15 protein-coding genes and 15 tRNA genes are annotated in these 14,888 nt (G+C 39.2%); 20 read left to right on the plus strand and 10 right to left on the minus strand.

What is annotated here, in order from left to right; all coding sequences use genetic code 11:
- The first annotated feature begins 40 nt into the window (after positions 1 to 40).
- The 15 genes from BIV60_RS14465 to BIV60_RS14535 all read left to right on the plus strand — a co-directional run bounded on the left by BIV60_RS14465 (position 41) and on the right by BIV60_RS14535 (position 1,826).
- A tRNA-Glu gene (locus tag BIV60_RS14465) sits at positions 41 to 115 on the plus strand.
- A gap of 39 nt (positions 116 to 154) precedes the next feature.
- Positions 155 to 230: transfer RNA gene (locus tag BIV60_RS14470), tRNA-Val, on the plus strand.
- 40 nt (positions 231 to 270) lie between these two features.
- Positions 271 to 346 (plus strand) — tRNA-Thr (locus BIV60_RS14475).
- Between the two features lie 96 nt (positions 347 to 442).
- Positions 443 to 515: transfer RNA gene (locus BIV60_RS14480), tRNA-Lys, on the plus strand.
- A 38-nt stretch (positions 516 to 553) separates the two neighbouring features.
- Positions 554 to 630: transfer RNA gene (locus BIV60_RS14485), tRNA-Arg, on the plus strand.
- Positions 631 to 639: 9 nt separating this feature from the next.
- Positions 640 to 716, plus strand: a tRNA-Pro gene (locus tag BIV60_RS14490).
- A 20-nt stretch (positions 717 to 736) separates the two neighbouring features.
- Positions 737 to 809: transfer RNA gene (locus BIV60_RS14495), tRNA-Ala, on the plus strand.
- Positions 810 to 827: 18 nt separating this feature from the next.
- A tRNA-Ser gene (locus BIV60_RS14500) sits at positions 828 to 920 on the plus strand.
- A 170-nt stretch (positions 921 to 1,090) separates the two neighbouring features.
- Positions 1,091 to 1,164 (plus strand) — tRNA-Met (locus BIV60_RS14505).
- Positions 1,165 to 1,168: 4 nt separating this feature from the next.
- Positions 1,169 to 1,245: transfer RNA gene (locus BIV60_RS14510), tRNA-Asp, on the plus strand.
- 23 nt (positions 1,246 to 1,268) lie between these two features.
- A tRNA-Phe gene (locus BIV60_RS14515) sits at positions 1,269 to 1,344 on the plus strand.
- Between the two features lie 28 nt (positions 1,345 to 1,372).
- Positions 1,373 to 1,457: transfer RNA gene (locus BIV60_RS14520), tRNA-Tyr, on the plus strand.
- A 39-nt stretch (positions 1,458 to 1,496) separates the two neighbouring features.
- Positions 1,497 to 1,573, plus strand: a tRNA-Ile gene (locus BIV60_RS14525).
- Positions 1,574 to 1,617: 44 nt separating this feature from the next.
- A tRNA-Asn gene (locus BIV60_RS14530) sits at positions 1,618 to 1,692 on the plus strand.
- Between the two features lie 60 nt (positions 1,693 to 1,752).
- A tRNA-Arg gene (locus BIV60_RS14535) sits at positions 1,753 to 1,826 on the plus strand.
- A 110-nt stretch (positions 1,827 to 1,936) separates the two neighbouring features.
- Here the strand turns inward: BIV60_RS14535 and BIV60_RS14540 are convergent.
- Both BIV60_RS14540 and solA read right to left on the minus strand, forming a co-directional pair.
- Positions 1,937 to 2,896: a S8 family peptidase gene (locus BIV60_RS14540; protein WP_071356446.1), complete on the minus strand. Its 960-nt coding sequence runs from the start codon at positions 2,894 to 2,896 to the stop codon at positions 1,937 to 1,939.
- A gap of 489 nt (positions 2,897 to 3,385) precedes the next feature.
- Positions 3,386 to 4,513, minus strand: a complete 1,128-nt coding sequence (gene solA / locus BIV60_RS14545) for an N-methyl-L-tryptophan oxidase (RefSeq protein WP_071356447.1) — start codon at positions 4,511 to 4,513, stop codon at positions 3,386 to 3,388.
- Positions 4,514 to 4,675: 162 nt separating this feature from the next.
- Between solA and BIV60_RS14550 the strand changes: the two genes are divergently transcribed.
- Positions 4,676 to 5,101 (plus strand): VanZ family protein, encoded by a 426-nt coding sequence (locus tag BIV60_RS14550; protein ID WP_256218420.1) that lies wholly within the window; start codon positions 4,676 to 4,678, stop codon positions 5,099 to 5,101.
- A gap of 215 nt (positions 5,102 to 5,316) precedes the next feature.
- Here the strand turns inward: BIV60_RS14550 and BIV60_RS14555 are convergent, their stop codons facing one another.
- Positions 5,317 to 5,877 (minus strand): DUF6241 domain-containing protein, encoded by a 561-nt coding sequence (locus BIV60_RS14555; RefSeq protein ID WP_071356448.1) that lies wholly within the window; start codon positions 5,875 to 5,877, stop codon positions 5,317 to 5,319.
- Positions 5,878 to 6,341: 464 nt separating this feature from the next.
- Between BIV60_RS14555 and BIV60_RS14560 the strand changes: the two genes are divergently transcribed.
- Complete coding sequence (locus BIV60_RS14560; protein ID WP_083402259.1) at positions 6,342 to 6,620, plus strand: general stress protein; 279 nt, start codon at positions 6,342 to 6,344, stop codon at positions 6,618 to 6,620.
- 347 nt (positions 6,621 to 6,967) lie between these two features.
- Here BIV60_RS14560 and BIV60_RS14565 read toward each other — a convergent pair whose 3' ends face one another.
- Positions 6,968 to 7,357 carry a VOC family protein gene (locus tag BIV60_RS14565; protein ID WP_071356449.1) on the minus strand — a complete coding sequence of 130 codons (390 nt, stop codon included), beginning with the start codon at positions 7,355 to 7,357 and terminating at the stop codon, positions 6,968 to 6,970.
- A 261-nt stretch (positions 7,358 to 7,618) separates the two neighbouring features.
- Positions 7,619 to 7,996, minus strand: a complete 378-nt coding sequence (locus BIV60_RS14570; protein WP_071356450.1) for a VOC family protein — start codon at positions 7,994 to 7,996, stop codon at positions 7,619 to 7,621.
- 302 nt (positions 7,997 to 8,298) lie between these two features.
- Here BIV60_RS14570 and BIV60_RS14575 point away from each other — a divergent pair, with 302 nt between their 5' ends.
- Together BIV60_RS14575 and galE are read left to right on the plus strand one after the other, a co-directional pair.
- Positions 8,299 to 9,078 carry a TSUP family transporter gene (locus BIV60_RS14575; protein WP_071356451.1) on the plus strand — a complete coding sequence of 260 codons (780 nt, stop codon included), beginning with the start codon at positions 8,299 to 8,301 and terminating at the stop codon, positions 9,076 to 9,078.
- A gap of 126 nt (positions 9,079 to 9,204) precedes the next feature.
- A complete protein-coding gene (gene galE, locus BIV60_RS14580) occupies positions 9,205 to 10,176 on the plus strand; it encodes a UDP-glucose 4-epimerase GalE (protein ID WP_071356452.1) in 972 nt (323 codons plus the stop codon).
- Positions 10,177 to 10,296: 120 nt separating this feature from the next.
- On the opposite strand, the gene BIV60_RS14585 is transcribed toward galE, so the two are convergent.
- The 5 genes from BIV60_RS14585 to BIV60_RS14605 all read right to left on the minus strand — a co-directional run bounded on the left by BIV60_RS14585 (position 10,297) and on the right by BIV60_RS14605 (position 13,474).
- On the minus strand, positions 10,297 to 11,523 hold the full coding sequence (locus BIV60_RS14585) for an EAL and HDOD domain-containing protein (protein ID WP_071356453.1): 1,227 nt from the start codon (positions 11,521 to 11,523) through the stop codon (positions 10,297 to 10,299).
- 572 nt (positions 11,524 to 12,095) lie between these two features.
- The gene (locus tag BIV60_RS14590; protein ID WP_071356454.1) at positions 12,096 to 12,278 is read right to left on the minus strand and encodes a hypothetical protein; all 183 of its coding nucleotides are present in this window, start codon (positions 12,276 to 12,278) and stop codon (positions 12,096 to 12,098) included.
- A gap of 94 nt (positions 12,279 to 12,372) precedes the next feature.
- A complete protein-coding gene (locus tag BIV60_RS14595) occupies positions 12,373 to 12,810 on the minus strand; it encodes a universal stress protein (protein ID WP_071356455.1) in 438 nt (145 codons plus the stop codon).
- 267 nt (positions 12,811 to 13,077) lie between these two features.
- On the minus strand, positions 13,078 to 13,275 hold the full coding sequence (locus BIV60_RS14600) for a YwbE family protein (RefSeq protein ID WP_071356456.1): 198 nt from the start codon (positions 13,273 to 13,275) through the stop codon (positions 13,078 to 13,080).
- Positions 13,276 to 13,279: 4 nt separating this feature from the next.
- Positions 13,280 to 13,474 (minus strand): hypothetical protein, encoded by a 195-nt coding sequence (locus BIV60_RS14605; protein WP_071356457.1) that lies wholly within the window; start codon positions 13,472 to 13,474, stop codon positions 13,280 to 13,282.
- A 203-nt stretch (positions 13,475 to 13,677) separates the two neighbouring features.
- Between BIV60_RS14605 and BIV60_RS14610 the strand changes: the two genes are divergently transcribed.
- Positions 13,678 to 14,481, plus strand: a complete 804-nt coding sequence (locus BIV60_RS14610; RefSeq protein WP_083402260.1) for a prohibitin family protein — start codon at positions 13,678 to 13,680, stop codon at positions 14,479 to 14,481.
- Positions 14,482 to 14,888: the final 407 nt, after the last annotated feature.

Consider the following 14,888-nt stretch of genomic DNA (forward strand, 5'->3'; position numbering starts at 1 on the left):
CTTGCCCCTGTGAGAGTAGGACGTTGCCAGGCTAAATAATGGCCCCTTGGTCAAGCGGTTAAGACACCGCCCTTTCACGGCGGTAACACGGGTTCGAATCCCGTAGGGGTCACCAAAGTTTTTTTACGTAAGTGAACATAACTTTCATTATAATGGAGGATTAGCTCAGCTGGGAGAGCATCTGCCTTACAAGCAGAGGGTCGGCGGTTCGATCCCGTCATCCTCCACCATGAATTTTTCACGAAAGTGAAATTAATCTTCAATACTTATGCCGGTTTAGCTCAATTGGTAGAGCAACTGACTTGTAATCAGTAGGTTGGGGGTTCAAGTCCTCTAGCCGGCACCATGCTTCTTACTTATCGGATTACATCAGCGGAAGCATGCGAGAAATCCTGAGGGGATTTTAAGCAAAAAACTAATTGCTTTTCTAGAGATATTTTTTGAGCCATTAGCTCAGTTGGTAGAGCATCTGACTTTTAATCAGAGGGTCGAAGGTTCGAGTCCTTCATGGCTCACTAAGCTTTTTGCGATAGCAAAATAAATTTTCAATAATGCGCCCGTAGCTCAATTGGATAGAGCGTCTGACTACGGATCAGAAGGTTATGGGTTCGACTCCTTTCGGGCGCGCCATTATTATAACGGGAAGTAGCTCAGCTTGGTAGAGCACTTGGTTTGGGACCAAGGGGTCGCAGGTTCGAATCCTGTCTTCCCGACCAGAACTTCTTAATATTATATTGGGGTCTTAGCTCAGCTGGGAGAGCGCCTGCTTTGCACGCAGGAGGTCAGGGGTTCGATCCCCCTAGACTCCACTTATTGTCTATCTATATGGAGGAATACCCAAGTCCGGCTGAAGGGATCGGTCTTGAAAACCGACAGGCGGGTTAAACCGCGCGGGGGTTCGAATCCCTCTTCCTCCGCCATATATTTTTAGATTAGGCAGAATTTTTATTATCGCGGGGTGGAGCACGTTCGAATAAGCTTTTTCGAAATATCCACAGCGCACCGATTGAGCCGTATCTTGAATTAGCTTTTTGAAATCGGGGCGGTTATTAGGCTTGGAGCATAATCCAAACTTAATATTTTCTATTATCGCGGGGTGGAGCAGTCTGGTAGCTCGTCGGGCTCATAACCCGAAGGTCGCAGGTTCAAATCCTGCCTCCGCAATATTGGTCTGGTAGTTCAGTTGGTTAGAATGCCTGCCTGTCACGCAGGAGGTCGCGGGTTCGAGTCCCGTCCAGACCGCCATATACATATTTTTCGTAAAATGCGGCTCAGTAGCTCAGTCGGTAGAGCAAAGGACTGAAAATCCTTGTGTCGGCGGTTCGATTCCGTCCTGAGCCACCATTTAAATTTAATGCACTCTTTTTTTAATGGAGGGGTAGCGAAGTGGCTAAACGCGGCGGACTGTAAATCCGCTCCCTCAGGGTTCGGCGGTTCGAATCCGTCCCCCTCCACCATAGTTTTTTCGCGTTAGCGAAAATAACTTTCCATTTTAAGGGCCTATAGCTCAGCTGGTTAGAGCGCACGCCTGATAAGCGTGAGGTCGATGGTTCGAGTCCATTTAGGCCCACCATAGTTTTTTGCGATAGCAAAATAACTCACCATAATATTTATTGTTCCGCAGTAGCTCAGTGGTAGAGCAATCGGCTGTTAACCGATCGGTCGTAGGTTCGAGTCCTACCTGCGGAGCCATTTTTTTTAAAAAGGGAGAAGGCAACACTAGTAAGCTGAAATTCCCAAAAATATATTCATGCGCCTTTAGCTCAGCTGGATAGAGCATACGCCTTCTAAGCGTACGGTCAGAGGTTCGAATCCTCTAAGGCGCGTAAATTTATCAAAAACGCTTGGACAATTTTGTCCAGGTGTTTTTTACGAGATGAAGATTTAAAACATAGGAAAACCCCTCTGAAAAAAGAATCAGAGGGGTTACTTAGTTTTATATTAAGACATTCGTATCCTGTTGTTCATATACTTTTTTAAGGTAATCTAACAATGTTAAATAAATTAGCCCGTTTCCTTCCGCTTTAGGAGAATATCCTAAAGGAACCGTTCTTTTTATCAATTGCGCATACAACTCGGGTTCGGTTAGTTCGCGCTCGAATTCTCTTGTGGATAGTTCTTTTAATAAGGCAAGGGCTCCAGAAATATGTGGAGTAGCCATCGAAGTTCCGCTTAATGTTGCATATTTTCCATTAAGATAAGTGGAAGTAATTTTTTCACCTGGTGCGACTAAATCGACTTCATTGTTTGAATTGGAAAAATAAGAGGAGTGGCGATCTAAGTCAACAGCACCGACACTAATCACTTCATTGTAGCTGCCAGGGTAAGCAAACTCATTTGTGGAGGGATCTCCATCTCCTTCGTTGCCTGCCGCACAGACGACAAGGATTTGATGGTTCAGTACGGCCTCCTTAATTGCATCATGCAGTTCTTTTACATCTTGCGGGCCGCCTAATGACATCGAAATAATATCGACCTTTTGTTCGATGGCATAATGGATGGCGTTAATAATCCAGTCATACTGCCCGGAGCCATCTTTTCCGAGGACTTTTAGGATTAAAAGATTTGCATCCGGTGCAACGCCCACTACCCCTGCGTTGTTTAAGGTGGCTGCAATGGTGCCTGCCACATGTGTACCATGGCCGTTGTAATCCTTGAATCTAGCCGGATTTCCACCATCATCTTTTGTAAAATTTCGTCCGCCAACGATTCGGTCTTTCAGATCTGGATGACCGGTATCACAGCCAGTATCCAGTAACGCCACTGTTATGCCTTTTCCTGTTGATTGCGCCCACATTTCGGGAGCCCGAATCAGTTCAACACCTTGTGGAATCTCGTTCACGGTTTCCAACTGCTCAATCATTTTGTAGGGAATCAGATAGACAGAATCTTTCATTCAAATCCCTCCTAATATTTAATTGAAGTCAGAACTTGGTGATAGAGTAATCATATCATTTTGATAGAGAGATATATAGGTTAAATAGAATTATTTTCCATACAGGTAGGATGAACTATTAGCTTGTGAACAGAAAGGGAGAGGTATCGACCTTTTTATGATATCAACATTATTTTTGAGGAATATCCACACTCAATTTGCTTTTATCAACATATTATCTGCCGATATCGACAGGGAATTGAATTATATCAACATGTTTTCGCAAGATATCAACAAAGAATCGGGTTTATCAACAATGCGAATGGATATCCACATCGAGAAAAGTAAAAATATTTACAAAATAATCATTTTATTAACAAAAATCCGTAACTTATCTACAAACCTTAGATTTTATCAACAAAAAACAGCAGCTTATCTACAAAATTTAAAATTTTTCAACAAATGTAACTAAAAACAGGGAGCCGCATCAGCTGCCCCCCGTTGTAATGATTAACTAAATCGTTTGATGGAAAAAGACGAAATATTTTGCTCCGTCTTCCCTGAAATGATTAATTCACTTAAAATCTTCCCCACGACGCTGCTAAATTTGAAGCCATGTCCTGAGAATCCTGCAGCAATGGCGACGTTTGAATAGTGAGGATGCAAATCGATAATAAAATCTTCATCTGGAGTTAGTGTATACATACAGGTTTTCCCGTACTTCAAGTGTTGTATAGAAGGTATGTAGTGATGTAAAAATTCTTTAAGATCTGCCTCATCTTCTGCTAATTGACCAAATCCAGGGATAGAAACGTCTGGATTTATTTTTTCTCCTCCGTCATGACGGCCAACTTTTAATCCGGAACCATGGATACTCGGAAAGCCATAATAAAGACCTTGAGCTGTTTCAAATGAAAAGGCCGGAAAATCATTGTGATGAAAAAAATCATCATTGGCATCAAACCATGCAAAGGTTTTTCTTGTAGGTTGAAGTGGAAGATTTAGACCCAACATAGAAAGCAGGCTTCCGGACCAAGCTCCTGCTGAAACTACTAATGCATCAGAGTATAAAGTTTGATGGTCCGTTTTGATCGTCACCCCATTGTCATGAACGGATATTTCTTTTACCCTACTATGCGATAAGATGGAAGTGCCATGCTGTTCAGCGAGTTCTCGATATGCTGCAATACAGTCTTCGCATTTCAGCACGCCGGATGTTGGTTCAAAGCACCCGATATACTCATTCGGAAGCGTAATGCCAGGCCAACGTTTATTGACTTCATTACAATCTAAAACATCAAGTGGCAATGAATAGGTTTTTGAACTGGAGATGATGTTCTGGATAAAATCTGTTTTTTCCATACCAACGTTCAGGACTCCGGTCTGGAGAAACAATTTTTTCCCTGTCATATTTTCTAAGTCATTCCATAATTCTTGTGCCTTAAGCGCCAATGGAACGTATTCCTCGCCTTCACCGTACGCGTGCCGAATGATTCTGGTATCGCCGTGATGACTTCCCTTGTCATGGGGAGGGTTAAAGGAATCTATTAATAAGGTTCTTTTTCCGTTCTTTGATAAAAAATAACCAGCTGCCATTCCCATCGATCCTGCTCCGATTACGATTACGTCAAAATGCATAAATACTAACCCCCGGACTGTATTGATTTTTATTCTCTTATTCTATTGAATTTTCTAATAGTTTACAAATTATGATTGAAAACTGATCCCTTTTCTGTTTTATACATGGCTGTTAAAATAAGGTGTTATATGGAAACTTTAATGAAATAGGAGTGGGACAAAGTGAAAGGGAATCAGAAGTGGTGGGTGTTGGGAGCAAGCATCTGGATGTTGCTCATCTTTATGGTAACTCAGCTTCCGTATTTTACTGGAGAACATACAGCTAAGGCGTTAAATAAGGTGGTAACAAAAGAGCACAATATGGCAGACGTTGGACGAGGATTAATCGATGAACTGAATTTTCTCATAAGGAAGGCAAGTCATCTTTCCGCATTTGGAATCCTGGCTTTCTTGCTTTATAAGGTGATGGGCAGTTATCGTTTTGCATGGCTTGTGGCGTTCCTATATGCCATGACCGATGAATGGCATCAATCCTTTATGCCGGGAAGAATGGCTTCGGTTAAAGATGTATTGATTGATGGGAGCGGAGCGTTGATTTTTTTGTTTTTAACCTATTTAGTTAGAAGGAAGAGAAAGGAGGCAGCATAGGAATTATCGCATTCTAAATACATTATAGGTGGCTTAATCGCATGATAAGATAAATTATTAAATTCCTAATAAAATACATGACAGGGAAAAATAAAAAGCTTAAGAGTTTAGTAGTTATGACTGCTATCTTGATATTTGTCATGGCCGTTTCTTTAGAATCAGTTCGGCAAAATTCGGGTGATCCCTTTCATCACCCGAATTTTGCCGAAAACTAATTATTGCTGTGTACTCGTTTGTTTTGCCACTTCATCGCCGAAGTTGTTTTGAATGAAGGTTTCTTCTTCAGCTTTTGTCATGGTTCCATTGGCTTTGCCGACGGTGCCGCCTTGTTGCTCCCAGAAGTAGTTATGGTCATCGGCTATTTCTTCAAAGTCTCCTTTTTTCCATTTCTCGAGAATTTTTAGTAAATCATCCTTTAGTTCGAATTTGCTGTTGTTCACTATTTGATAGACTTGATTAATGGTATCCGGAATCATCGGGATGGCGCCCCATTTTTCTTTGGCCTTCACCTTTTGGTGTGTCATCTTGTGCATGACCTCAATCACAGCCTCTTGGGAACTGCTTTTATCCAAATTGATGTCGTATTGAACTCCGCCAATATAGCCGGTCTGTTCTTTCTTCTCTTTTGCTGCATCTTTTTTCACGGTCGCAGTGGCTTCTACTTTATATTTTTTATCATATTTTGTTGCATTTTTCATGATTTGATAAACCGTGAACCCCCCGATAAAAAGAAAAGCCAATACCATGACGGTCGTTAAACTTAAACCTTTTTTCAATAAGTTCCCTCCTAAAAAAGTTGGATAATTCTAACTTAACAAAAAAATAGAAGGCATACTAGCCTTTTGGTTTATCGGAAATTGATAGAATTGGATCAAAATGGAACTTTCGACAAACACCCTTCGACAACCTTTTCTTTCCTTAAGGGGGAAATTCCTTATCTTTAAAATGCTTGCAAGATCTTTAATCAAATGTTTGATTGGTGAAAAGATTTGGAGGAACCGGTCAAAGTTTGTAGTACGATTACACGATTTGCTAAGCCGGGTGATTGGTGGATAAGCAAATCCTTTTTCTCGACAAAAATTTCCCTGGAAAAGAAATAGAGTACGGTTTTCAATATGGTTTGGGGTTTTAAACAAACGCTTGATGGAATGGTTTATCCGGGTATTATGTCGAATATGGTCCTGGAATGTTTCATTTTTGCATAATGCGGGTAGTATTAATCAGCAAGGAGGGGATTTTAATGTTTGAACATAAAAAGCATTTAGTGGGGGTTTATGATACGGAGAATGAGGCGATTAGGGCGGTTGAAGATCTCAAACGACAGGGGTATGCCTCAGAAGATATTTCGGTAATTGGAAAAAATCGAGAGGATGTACCTGCAATCAACGATGTGACGGGTACGAAAACGGAGGATGGGCTTTCTGCCGGAGCAGCAACGGGCGGCGCACTTGGCGGGATGGTCGGTTTGTTGGCCGGATGTTCATCAAGATTTTTCAGGCAGGAACATGATTGGGAATGATTCACCCAATGCTCCGCTGACTCGAGAGGATTCCGCAAATCTCCGCTGATTGTGGGATTGAAGTGATCCTACTTACTAAAGAAGGGAGATTAATAGAATCAAGGGGCAAGGGTGTTCTCTTGCCTCTTTTTTTTTTCATTTTATAAACTATATAATTAGAAGTAATGATTAGGGTAAAAAGTTTTATAGTTTTTGGAAATTTTGTGAACTTATACATGTTTTTATCGTAAACACATTGGCGACCTTTCTTTACCTATCTTATTTTCCGTCTATTTATATTGGTTTGGATATTTTAAGTAGATGCCGGACGCCACCCGAAATTACATGGGGCTGGGCGCCCTTTTGGATTAGATCTCTTTCTGGTCCACATTCAGTTCAATTAAGTTACCATCAGGGTCGGCGCAGAATATTTGTGCAAAACCGCTTTTACTGTTTAGCTTTTCTAGAATTTCTACGCTATTTTCCTTCAACCAGTTTATGGTATCTTTGAAGTTTTCCACTCTTAAAGCAAAATGGCCTTCCCGGCTGCTCAAGTATTTTTGGGGGCGAATTGTTTGGGAAGCGGGGAGAACAATTAGATGAAGCTGTTGCTGCCCAATTCCATACCAAGCCCCTTCAAAATCAAAATCGGGACGAGGGAGCTCTGGTAAACATAAAATCTTGCTATAAAAATGTTTCGCTCTTTCTAAATCCGAAACCGATAAACTAACGTGATGGAGCTCTTTATATTGAATCATATCTTCTCTCCTAACCAAGTTTTGAGGATGCTCTATAGCCCTCTTTTTTATTTTACCAGATTTTGTCGTATGAGGGGCTTATGCCCGGGTGTCGGCTGGATAGAATGAGATATGGCCGGTAATTTGCTGAAAGTGGATTCATCGTTTCATTGGTAGCAAAAGTTGCTGGTAGAGGATTAAGGTGTCCGGCAAACGTCTTACACCTTCAACCATCCAATAAAAAGGAGAAGTGTCATCTGCACTTCTCCTTTTTGCGTTAGCCTATTTATCTTCTCTCAACAAATAATCATTTCCGTCCTGGTCTTTGAAAGAGAACATGGTACCAAACGGCATCCGCATCATTTCGTCTACTTTGACACCGTTTTGTTTCATTTTTTCATAGGCGGATTCAATGGTGGTTGTGCTAAAAAGAATCGATGGGTGGGAGACTTTTGATGGGTCATGTTGCTCCATCGCTTCCTTCGCATAGAGAACTAAAGTGGTAAATTCATCTTCGCTTGGTCCGACTTCAATCCAGGAGAAGTCTGGTCCCATCGGCTGCTCCATTTTTAAAACAAAACCAACCTTATTGATCCAAAAATCTTTTGCCTCTTCTTGATCTTTTACATATACGGTTACTTTACCAATTTTATTAATCATAAAGAAAAGCTCCTTTTTTCCAATTTGCTGAATTTAGTTTATCAGCCCAATATCGTAAAAGCAATTTTGGAGTTAAACCAAATGGGGAAGGTTTCAAGAAACAATGGAAGAACTTAGAGCGATAAATTATTTAAAAGGTTCTTAATATTATGGTACATTATTTAAGGTGAATTTAAATGATTATAAAAGACTTATTTTCAAATTTTTGAGTATTAGTATCTCTACTTTATATGTATAGTCAATTGATATTGATTTTTCAAGAAAATAACATTTCCATAGTTACTAAGAAAAAGGGTGATTAGATGCCATTTGATTTAGATTTATCGGTATTGATTCTTTTAATTGTATTTGGCTTTTTAGCTGCTTTTATTGATTCGGTTGTCGGTGGGGGCGGTCTAATTGCATTACCTGCTTTGTTGTTTACGGGTCTAACGCCGGCGGCAGCAGTTGCAACGAATAAATTAGCTGGGTCGATTGGTTCTTTAACAAGTACGATTATGTTTTATCGTTCAGGTGAGATCCAGTTAAAATCGGTTTATAAGTTGTTTCCACTTACGTTTTTCGGCTCAATGATTGGGGCGTGGACCGTCCATTTAATGGATCCAACGCTGCTAAAGCCTCTTATGCTGGTTATGCTTGCGTCAGTTGCGATTTATACTATTTTTAAAAAAGATTGGGGCAGTATTTCCACTTACAAGAAATTATCTACCTACCACTACATTATTTTTGCAATTTCCATTTTTGCAATTGGTTTTTATGACGGGTTTTTAGGGCCAGGAACAGGTTCATTCTTAATGTTTGCGTTTTTAATGATTGGCTTCGATTTTTTAAAAGCTGCAGGGAATGCCAAGTTTTTAAACTTCGGAAGTAATATAGCTGCCCTCATCATGTTCATTTATCTAGGACAAGTTCATTATGCCTATGGGATTCCTATGGGCTTGGCACAAATAGCTGGTTCTATTTATGGTTCGAAATTTGCGATTAAACGGGGAAGTGGGTACGTCCGTACCCTTTTTATTATTGTTACCTTTTTATTATTGGCAAAAAATACGTATGATTATTTTTTAACTCATAAATTTTAATACTAAAACAAACTGCCAGACCAATGTTTTATAGATGAGTTCATTAGATTACCCTATTAAATAACTGTTATACTTTAGAAGAGGCTTCTTTATTGAGTAGTAAGTTTTAGAAAAGGAGAAAAGAATATGATACTTGTTGTTGGTGGGGCAGGATATATTGGCAGCCATCTTGTGAAGGAACTGGTAGAAACTGAAGAAGTGATTGTGCTTGATAATTTGTCGACTGGACATCGGGAGGCAGTGGACCAACGGGCGGTTTTTGTAAAAGGCGACCTTGGTGATAAAGAAGATTTGGAAATGATTTTTTCAAGCTATCCAATCAAGGCGGTTATGCATTTTGCTGCCTATAGCTTAGTGGGCGAGTCAGTGGTTGAGCCAGCGAAATATTATCAAAATAATGTGGCGGCTACATTGACATTGTTGCAAACAATGATGAAGTATAAGGTGAAAAACTTTATTTTTTCTTCCACAGCAGCAACATACGGTATACCAGATGTGGAGATTATAGATGAGACTACGGTGACCTCGCCAATTAATCCGTACGGCCGTTCGAAATTAATGATTGAGCAAATTCTTGCTGATTTTAGAAATGCATACGGCCTGAACTATGTGGTCCTTCGTTACTTTAATGCGGCAGGAGCACATGGGTCAGGAGAAATCGGTGAAAGCCATAACCCGGAAACTCACTTAATTCCGATTGTTCTCCAGCAGTTATTAGGAACTCGGGAAAAGGTAGCAGTGTTCGGGTCTGACTATGATACCCATGACGGCACTTGTATCCGTGATTATATCCATGTAACAGATTTGGCCAATGCACATATTCGTGCGCTTGAAGCACTTTTAACCGGAAAGAAATCGGCAGAGGTTTATAATCTTGGGAATGGACTTGGTTATTCGGTTAAAGAAGTGATTGAAACCTGTGAAAAAGTGACCGGCTTGAAGGCAAATGTTGAAATGGCAGACCGTCGTGCAGGAGACCCGGCAAGACTCGTAGCTTCCTCGGAAAAAATCTTTGGTGAACTTGGCTGGAAAGCAGAACGGAACTTGGAGCAAATCATTGCCACAGCGTGGGAGTGGCATCAGAATCAGAAGTTTTAAATAGAAAGAACCTTGTCTGTTTATAAGGACAAGGTTCTATTTTGCTTATCATACATTTTTAAAAGGAGATCTTCAGAGTCTACATTATTTCGCAGAAATTAACTAAAAGTTTTTATTCTATTATATCTTTAACTGACTCGCCCATTTAAAAGCGTCTTGATAGGAACGTATAGCATTATAAACATCAATTTGCAATTTTGTACACCAGAAGTCCACATCTTCCCAAACACCTTTTTCAATGGAGATCACTAAATCAAGTATATCTTTCATCTGATTAGGATTACCATTTAATGCTTCACAGATATCTTCATGGAGGGGCATTAAATTTAATACCTCTTCCATTTCCATACCTAACAACACATCCATTAAAGAAAACATTCCAGTTAGGAAATACGAAGATGATTCTTTTCGTTTATTTTTATGTAATGCAACAAGCTCACACATTTTTGCTCTTGTAAGGCTATTGTTAAGTATTTCCAAAGACCATTCGCTTTTTCCGGCAACATTCCCCCTGATTGAAAGTATATAGAGCCATTTTTTTAGCTCATTCATACCAAGGCGGATAATCGCTTGTCTTATTGAGTTTATTTTGCTTTTTGCACGATAGGCTGGTGAGTTAATAAGTTTAAGGAGCTTATACGATAAAGATAAGTCTTGCTCAATTAATTGTGTAATAAAATTAAGGTCTGGTTCATCGGATGATAAATGGTTAATGATGATCAGACAATTTTGGATATTCTCAGGTACATCACGAGTAGAAAGAATGACGGGTTTGGAAAAAAAATAACCTTGAAAATATTCATAGCCATTTTTAATTGCCGAATCGAATTCCTCTTTTGTTTCGATTTTTTCAGCGAGCAATTTAATATTGTAATTTTTTGAAAGTACTTCTATTACTTTTCTCGCTTGCATAGAAGTAATTCTAAAATCAACCTTAATTATATCGGCATATTCTAATAAGGAAAGAAAATATGGGTTATCTTTTTGTAAAATAAAATCATCAAGTGCAATTTGGTATCCCTTGTTTTTTAATTCTTTGCATATTTCTAATAATTCTGGATTTATCTCAACTGTTTCCAATATTTCAACTACAATTTCGTTAGGATTGAAAAAGGTAGGTACCCTTTGTTGTAGCAGTCCTTCAGTAAAATTAATAAAACATGGTTTACCCTTTGAAAGTTCTTCAATTCCTATATTTATAAAACTATTAATAATTACATCTGTTGTAGCCACATCACCGTTTATATCAGGATAAGTATTCTCTTGGTTGTTTCTATAAAGAAGCTCGTATGCAAAAATTTCCTTTTTTTTTGTGAATATTGGCTGCCTTGCGACAAAAACCTCCATTCTAATCCCCCTCTAGCTAGCAAAATCTCAAAAATTATTGTATATACAAGGTATAAAATAGTTATTAGAAGCAGTATCAGTTTTACAAAATAGAAATTAATTATTTCGAATATCTAATTACAATATATAGTAAAATAGTCGGAGGCTCAATGTATTTACAAATTTTTTGGAAATGAATATGAAAGATTATAGTTAGAGTGGTATTTTCTATTTACTTGATTTTTTATAAAGTGGTAAGTGATAGTAAAAGCTGCAAGATGACTCAATTTTTTACCATTTGGTCATTCCTATTTTTGCTTAGAAAAAAGATCACCCTCCGCTGTCAGAAACAAAGGGTGATTCTCGTATAAAAGGGAATAGTTTTATATGTTTAGATGGCAATCTAGTTATAGGATTAATTTATAGGGAAAAAGTAGTGCTTCCTGTGAATTTTGCCACGAATATTTTACTGTATTTTAACAACTATTTAAATAGAGTTCGGGTAAAACGTAACTCCTCCTGGAAAGCTAAAGGAACCTTCTGAGTTCCGCGAAAAGTTTAAAATAGGGGCCTTTTACCAAGGCCCCGTCATTCTATAATCTATTCAAATAGTGATCATACATTTTTAAACACTCTAGAAGTTCCGTTTTATAAACCATAAGTGCCTTTTTTACAATTTCGGAATGATTTTTGGTTAGTTCCCGGTTACATTCCTCTAAATCTAGTGTTTTCATAACCGTTAGTTCATGATAAATACTGGATAAATCTCTGCTCATTTTCTCCATTCCCCACTTCAATTTGTAATCTGTTTATTCGATTAGCATCGCCAAGATTCATGTTTTTTAAACAGAAATGGGGGCAGGATAGCTGTTATTTAACGATGTACACTGGGCATGGAGATTTTTGAACAACATAATGGCTGACGCTGCCCAAGAATAGTTCTTTTAATCCACTCAATCCACGGCTTCCCATTACAACAAGATCGGCATTTTCTTCTACGATGAAATCGACAATCGACATGGCGGGGCTTCCTTCAATAATAATGGTTCTTACTTTGTTTGGAAGGCCGGACATCTTTTCTTTTACCTCATTGAGCATTTCTTTGGCTTCAGCCAGCTGTGCTTGACGCACAGGGTCAGTGTCAAAATTGACGTAGTTATAGATGGTCGTTTGTGTATTCACAACGGTGACAACATTCACTTCGATTCTTTCATCTTGCTTGGCCAGTGTAATGGCTGTTTCCAACGCTCTCTTACTTAATTCAGAATGATCATACGGAACCACAATTCTTGAGCAAATTGTTAACATCTTCTTCATCCTCCCAGTTAATCAAAATTCCTCTTCCTTACCTTCATTGTATCAGCAGAAATGAACGGATAACTCACTAAACTTTGACAATATTAAGGCAATGTAAAGGGAGTATGGTGCCTGTCTTTAAAGTCGTATTGGAAGGAGAAAAAGCCTGGAAAAAGAAAAAGTGTCCTTGAAGGTCACTTTTTCTTGTGGTGGTGACAGGCACCGCTCGATTTTTGTCGGAAATAAAAAAACATTCTGGGTACTTGCCCTGAATGCTTTTTATGTATTATGGATTGCTTGGACTCGTCCAATTTGTCCGTTTGTCAGTCTTACTTTGATTCCATGGGGATGGGTGGCAGATTTGGTGAGGATATCTTTTACAATGCCTCTAGTTCGTTTTCCTGTTCTTTGATCTGCTTTTAATACGATATCAACCATCATTCCCGGTAAAACGTCTTTGCGGTTTTGTCCGTTCATTTCACTACACGCCCATTTTTCTACGGGTATTGCTAGTTTTTTTCGTTTGTTGGCTTTTCATTTTTTTTGTAGAAAGGTCGCCAGTTGTTTTTCCTTTACCAGCGGAGTTCTGATTCTTTTTGTTTTCAAGCTGCTGTTTCATGGCCTCTTGGAGGCTAATCTTCTTTTTGGGAGCTTCCGTTTGATTGTTTTCAGTCATAGGTACATCCTCCTTTTTTAAATAAGGTAGTTAGTCCAGTATAATCTATTTTTGGTCATTTAGGAAAGTGGAGGAGGTTAAAATGTTGTCCTATTGTTATTGGGGCAATACTTTAATTAGTTATTTTATATCTAATCCCTCATAAATCTAAATAGACACTCATAGGTTATTTTAATGACCAAATAAAAGAGGGGGCCGAAAGAGTGAAGTATAGAAAGTCGATAGTAGGAGGTCTTGTGGCAATTGTGGTCTTGTTTCTTGTGTTTTCATCCCTCACAACAGTGCCATCGGGTAATCGCGGAGTTCTATTGCAATTTGGGGCGGTCCAACCGACGGTTTTATCAGAAGGACTCCATTTTAGGATTCCGTTTATTCAAACGGTTCAGCAGATTGAGGTTCGCGTACAAAAAGAGGAAAGTTCACAATCAGCAGCTTCCAAGGATCTTCAGATGGTCACGACCAAAGTGGCGGTAAACTACTCGGTCGATCCTGAAGCTGTCAATAAACTGTACCAACAAATCGGGATGGATTATCGTTCCCGAATAGTGGACCCGGCGATTGCCGAGTCGCTCAAAGCGATTACGGCGCGGTACACAGCGGAAGAGCTGATTTCCAAACGCCCAGAAGTTTCAGCTGAAGTAAAGGATATGCTTAGCAAAAAATTATCGAAATATTATATGGAACTAGAAGATATCAATATTAAAGAATTTGCGTTTAGCGAGGAATTTAATAAAGCCATTGAATCCAAACAAACGGCCGAACAGAACGCATTAAAGGCAAAACGGGATTTAGACCGGGTCAAAATCGAAGCCCAGCAGCAAATCACGCAAGCGGAAGCAGAAGCCCAAGCCTTAAAATTGAAAAAACTTGAAGTTACCCCGGAACTCATCCAACTAAAACAAATTGAAGTCCAAGAAAAAGCCCTCGAAAAATGGGATGGAAAGCTGCCAAGTGTGACTGGTGGCGCAACTCCCTTTATCGATGTGAGCGGGATAACGAAGAAATAGGAGGTAGGGTTTTTGCCGACTGCAACAGTCTTTTAAGAACAGGGTAAGCGTTTATTCCTCTCTTTTATTGGACACATACACTATGTTGAATTTAAATTTAGTTTGATGAGGAGAGAGGAAAATGGAACATATGATTTATAGAAGTTCGAATGTAATGCCCAATTTGACGAATGCACCTGTGAATGTGATGCCTACAAACATTGCTCAGAATGTAGCGCCGAATATTTTACCTTCAAATATTCTACCAGTTATGCCGGTTGTAGCTCCGCAAATGCAGCCGCAATACTGTATGGTTCCATATTTTCAAGATTATTGTTGCCCGATGCCAAATCCATGTTGTTGTCCGATGCCTAACCCATGCTGCTGTCCAAGTTTCTTCCCTTGTTGTTAAAAAATTGAAGGGAATT

Origin of the sequence: Bacillus sp. MUM 116 (genome assembly GCF_001866655.1) — a bacterium.
Taxonomy (GTDB): Bacteria; Bacillota; Bacilli; order Bacillales; family Cytobacillaceae; genus Neobacillus.

What these genes read in the sequence shown, in the direction of transcription:
- BIV60_RS14540 (WP_071356446.1), bottom strand. Translation starts at nt 2,896, where the DNA reads ATGAAAGATTCTGTCTATCTGATTCCCTACAAAATGATTGAGCAGTTG.
- solA (WP_071356447.1), bottom strand. Translation starts at nt 4,513, where the DNA reads ATGCATTTTGACGTAATCGTAATCGGAGCAGGATCGATGGGAATGGCA.
- BIV60_RS14560 (WP_083402259.1), top strand. Translation starts at nt 6,342, where the DNA reads ATGTTTGAACATAAAAAGCATTTAGTGGGGGTTTATGATACGGAGAAT.
- BIV60_RS14565 (WP_071356449.1), bottom strand. Translation starts at nt 7,357, where the DNA reads ATGATTCAATATAAAGAGCTCCATCACGTTAGTTTATCGGTTTCGGAT.
- BIV60_RS14570 (WP_071356450.1), bottom strand. Translation starts at nt 7,996, where the DNA reads ATGATTAATAAAATTGGTAAAGTAACCGTATATGTAAAAGATCAAGAA.
- BIV60_RS14575 (WP_071356451.1), top strand. Translation starts at nt 8,299, where the DNA reads ATGCCATTTGATTTAGATTTATCGGTATTGATTCTTTTAATTGTATTT.
- galE (WP_071356452.1), top strand. Translation starts at nt 9,205, where the DNA reads ATGATACTTGTTGTTGGTGGGGCAGGATATATTGGCAGCCATCTTGTG.
- BIV60_RS14585 (WP_071356453.1), bottom strand. Translation starts at nt 11,523, where the DNA reads ATGGAGGTTTTTGTCGCAAGGCAGCCAATATTCACAAAAAAAAAGGAA.
- BIV60_RS14590 (WP_071356454.1), bottom strand. Translation starts at nt 12,278, where the DNA reads ATGAGCAGAGATTTATCCAGTATTTATCATGAACTAACGGTTATGAAA.
- BIV60_RS14595 (WP_071356455.1), bottom strand. Translation starts at nt 12,810, where the DNA reads ATGTTAACAATTTGCTCAAGAATTGTGGTTCCGTATGATCATTCTGAA.
- BIV60_RS14600 (WP_071356456.1), bottom strand. Translation starts at nt 13,275, where the DNA reads ATGAACGGACAAAACCGCAAAGACGTTTTACCGGGAATGATGGTTGAT.
- BIV60_RS14605 (WP_071356457.1), bottom strand. Translation starts at nt 13,474, where the DNA reads ATGACTGAAAACAATCAAACGGAAGCTCCCAAAAAGAAGATTAGCCTC.